Raw genomic sequence first — 3670 nt, 5'->3', positions numbered from 1 at the left:
TGATTAATGAATTAAAAAGCATGAAGGTTGTTTTAATTGGGGCAGGGTCTGTTGGTGCAAGTTATGCTTTCGCTTTATTGAATCAAGGCTTTGTGAGAGATTTAGWCATAATTGATTTGAACCACGGTAAAGCAGAAGGGGATGCGATTGACCTTCTACACGGTATGCCATTATCTTCACCAATGAACATTTGGGCTGGGAGCTATTAGAAAAGAGACATTCCAATTTTGGAATGTCTCTTTTTCTAGTTTTAGTACGTTTTAATCGTATTGTAGAACGTGTCACGCTCAACTGGGATTTTGTTAGCACTTTTAATTAAGTAAATTAACTCATCACGTGTAATTCCTTGTGAAGTTAAAGCACCTACTGAATGAGAAATACGCTCTTCAATTAGTGTACCGTGAATGTCACTAGAGCCAAATGTAAGGGCCATTTGAGTTAATTGCACCCCAATGTTGATCCAATAGGCTTTAATGTGATCAAAGTTATCTAGCATTAAACGACTGATTGCAAGTGTTCTCATATCATCGTAAGCAGTTGTGCGACGTTTTAGACCAGCATTGATACTACGTGGTTGCATCGCAAGTGGAATAAAGACCATGTAACCATTTGTACGATCTTGAAGCTGACGAAGACGATCCATATGAATTAAACGTTCTTCTTTTGTTTCAATTGAACCATAAAGCATCGTTGCGTGAGTTTTAAGGCCGAGATTATGAGCAATTTCGTGCGCTTCTAACCATTGGTCTGTAGAAGCTTTATCTGGACTCATCTTTAAGCGATAACGCTCAGTTAAAATCTCAGCACCACCACCAGGTAGCGTATCTAGTCCGGCTTTAATCAATTCCTCTAATACTTCTTTCATTGATAAACCAGAAATACGTGAGAAGAACTCAATTTCTGCACCTGTATAGGCTTTTACCGTTACATTCGGATAATGTTTCTTCAGAGTGCGAATCGTATCTAAATAGTAATCAAAAGGAACCTCGTGATTATGACCACCAACGATATGGAACTCACGAATGTTGTCATTCCAGCGCTCTTCTACATATTGCAAGAGAGCGGCGCTATCCATCGTGTAGGCACCTTCTTCGCCAGGTTTACGCTTGAATCCACAGAAGCCACAATTCGCTTCACAGACATTTGTCGGGTTAATGTACATGTTTTGAATGAAATACACATTGTCCCCATTTTTATTATAGTTGACTTGGTTTGCTAATTGAGCAATGCCTAGTAGGTCTGGTGAATCGAATAAATAAAGACCATCTTCAATTGAAAGGCGCTCACCGTGCTGAACTTTTTCTGCAATTCCTTGTAATTTTGTATCAGTAAGGATTGTAGTCATTTTTCCTTATCCTCCATTCCGTCTACAGTAGACGTACAGTACATATTTTTCGTAACTCTAAGTAAAAGGTGTAAAACCTTAGAAAAGTTATTTTGAAACAACATAGCTTAATAATCACTATTATACTATCAGATTGAGATAATGAAAACAAAGTGCACCTTTTTGGAAAAGGAGCAGGAGTTTGAATATCTTGTGTAGAAAATGTAAAAAACAATAAAAATCATCTATATTTAGTAATTTCATAGTTGATTTACTTACGTTAATTATTTAAAATGTAAGTAATATACAAATCTAGAAGTACGTACGTCTATAGAATAAATTAGTTTTGAGGGGTGATTTGGGATGACTACAGCATTGACTTACGATGCTTGCCTGGAAAAAATCGAATACTTACGTGAGCAAATGATAAATGCAGCAAAAAAATATGGCATGACWCACCCTCTCGTATTAGAGTATAGTCAAAAATTAGATCGTGCACATAACATTGCTATGATGCACCGTAACGCTGAAAAAACAAATTGGAATAAAGAAGTATTTCAATTTTGAAGGGTTGATCAGGGCATGTCTCTTGAGGTTCAGGAGCACAAAATGTATACTGAGAGCAATCGTTAATAGGAGTGATAAAATGATTACATTAACGGAAGCGGCAGTAAGTCAGATTAAAGAAATGATGAAAGCAGAGGACCAAGAGGGTCTAATGCTACGCGTTGGAGTAAAAGGTGGCGGCTGTAGTGGCCTTTCATATGGTATGGGATTTGATACCGAGAAGACAGATGAAGATACAAAGATTGAAGTTAGTGGATTACCCATTTTAATTGRCAATGAAAGTGTAGCAATTATTAAGGGTGTCGTTATTGATTACAAACAAAACATGATGGGTGGCGGCTTTACCATTGATAATCCAAACGCCATTGCTTCATGTGGTTGTGGATCATCTTTTAGAACGGCTACGAACGCTGGAACGCCAGAAGATTGCTAATCCAAAAAGTGCCTTCGCTATCAAGCGAAGTCACTTTTCTTTTTAAAATAAGCTTGTACTGTGTCCTGGGTGTAGCTTGGCGTTCGGGTCGATATAGGCTTTAGCATTATTGACCGCTGTAGGAGCCTCGCCAAATCCTGTTGCAATTAACTTTACTTTTCCATCATATGTACAAACATCTCCTGCAGAGTAGATCCCTTTAATGTTTGTCTCCATTTTTGAATTCACAACAATCGAATTCTTCTCAATTTCAAGTCCCCATTGTTTAATTGGACCTAGTGAAGAAACAAATCCAAAGTTAACAATGACTGCATCAACCTCTAGTGTTTCTACCCTCTCTCCTTTAATTTCTTGCAGGGTCACTTTGTTAATGGCTTCACCATCACCATGCAATTCCTTAATTTCAAAAGGAGTCATTACATTTACTTCGGATTGATGAAGGAGCCCTACGCTATGCTCATGCGCACGGAATTTATCGCGACGGTGAATCAGAGTCACTTCTTTTGCTAAAGGTTCAAGCATTAATGACCAGTCAAGTGCTGAATCACCACCACCACAAACGAGTACACGCTTACCTGTGAAGCTGCTTAAATCATTAATAAAGTAGTGAAGATTTTTACCTTCATATTGAGTAGCGCCATCTACTTCAAGACGACGAGGTTGGAATGCCCCAACTCCAGCAGTAATAATAATGGCTTTTGAGTAATGAGTTTCCTTATCAGTAATAATCTTAAATGTCTCATCCTCTTGTTTGTCTACATTTGTTACGGATTGTTCTAAGGCAATGGTAGGATTAAATTGTTCTGCCTGTTTAGCTAACYCATCTACTAAATCTTGTGCTTTAACTTTTGGGAATCCGGCTACATCATAAATATACTTTTCCGGATAAAGGGCAGATAATTGTCCACCTAATTGAGGCATACTTTCAATGATTTTCACTTTTGCTTGTCTCATTCCTGCATAAAAAGCAGCAAAAAGCCCAGTAGGTCCACCACCGATTATTGTAATATCGTACATATTTTCTTCATTTGACATTTTCAATTGCCACCCCCGAAAAAGTTTGTAGTCTCAACCCCATTATATGCATATTCACCTATAAAAAGAAAGGATCGGTGCGTGATGTAGGGGTGAATAATTTCTAAAGAATCGTACAATTTAAAGGATATGGATAAAACGCTTTCTTATATTATGGAAAAACTAAGAAAAGGTAAAAAGGCAGTTGAAAAATGGCGAAAAAACCAATATGATAGAAATGTATTTGTGAATATTTTGCGACATTCTTACTTTTATTTATTCGTTCTTTATAGTTTAGTTCGTGAAAATAATCACAATGTCAGCGTTTAACG

General features: G+C 37.3%; 4 protein-coding genes and 1 pseudogene. 3 read left to right on the top strand and 2 right to left on the bottom strand.

The window, feature by feature from the left end:
- Window positions 1-20: 20 nt before the first annotated feature.
- A pseudogene (locus AB685_RS28425) lies at window positions 21-206 on the top strand (L-lactate dehydrogenase); the annotation flags it as partial.
- Between the two features lie 44 nt (window positions 207-250).
- On the opposite strand, the gene mqnE reads toward AB685_RS28425, so the two are convergent.
- Complete coding sequence (gene mqnE, locus AB685_RS28420; protein ID WP_047973964.1) at window positions 251-1345, bottom strand: aminofutalosine synthase MqnE; 1095 nt, start codon at window positions 1343-1345, stop codon at window positions 251-253.
- A 342-nt stretch (window positions 1346-1687) separates the two neighbouring features.
- On the opposite strand from mqnE, the gene AB685_RS28415 reads away from it, so the two are divergent.
- The gene (locus AB685_RS28415) at window positions 1688-1891 is read left to right on the top strand and encodes an aspartyl-phosphate phosphatase Spo0E family protein (RefSeq protein WP_047973963.1); all 204 of its coding nucleotides are present in this window, start codon (window positions 1688-1690) and stop codon (window positions 1889-1891) included.
- 79 nt (window positions 1892-1970) lie between these two features.
- Window positions 1971-2324, top strand: a complete 354-nt coding sequence (locus tag AB685_RS28410; protein WP_047973962.1) for an iron-sulfur cluster assembly accessory protein — start codon at window positions 1971-1973, stop codon at window positions 2322-2324.
- 42 nt (window positions 2325-2366) lie between these two features.
- On the opposite strand, the gene AB685_RS28405 is transcribed toward AB685_RS28410, so the two are convergent.
- Window positions 2367-3359 (bottom strand): NAD(P)/FAD-dependent oxidoreductase, encoded by a 993-nt coding sequence (locus tag AB685_RS28405; protein WP_047973961.1) that lies wholly within the window; start codon window positions 3357-3359, stop codon window positions 2367-2369.
- Window positions 3360-3670 lie beyond the last annotated feature (311 nt).

This window comes from Bacillus sp. LL01 (genome assembly GCF_001037965.1).
Note: the sequence above shows the minus strand (reverse complement) of the source record. Positions and strands in the feature narration are given on the sequence as shown.

What these genes read in the sequence shown, in the direction of transcription:
- mqnE (WP_047973964.1), bottom strand. Translation starts at nt 1,345, where the DNA reads ATGACTACAATCCTTACTGATACAAAATTACAAGGAATTGCAGAAAAA.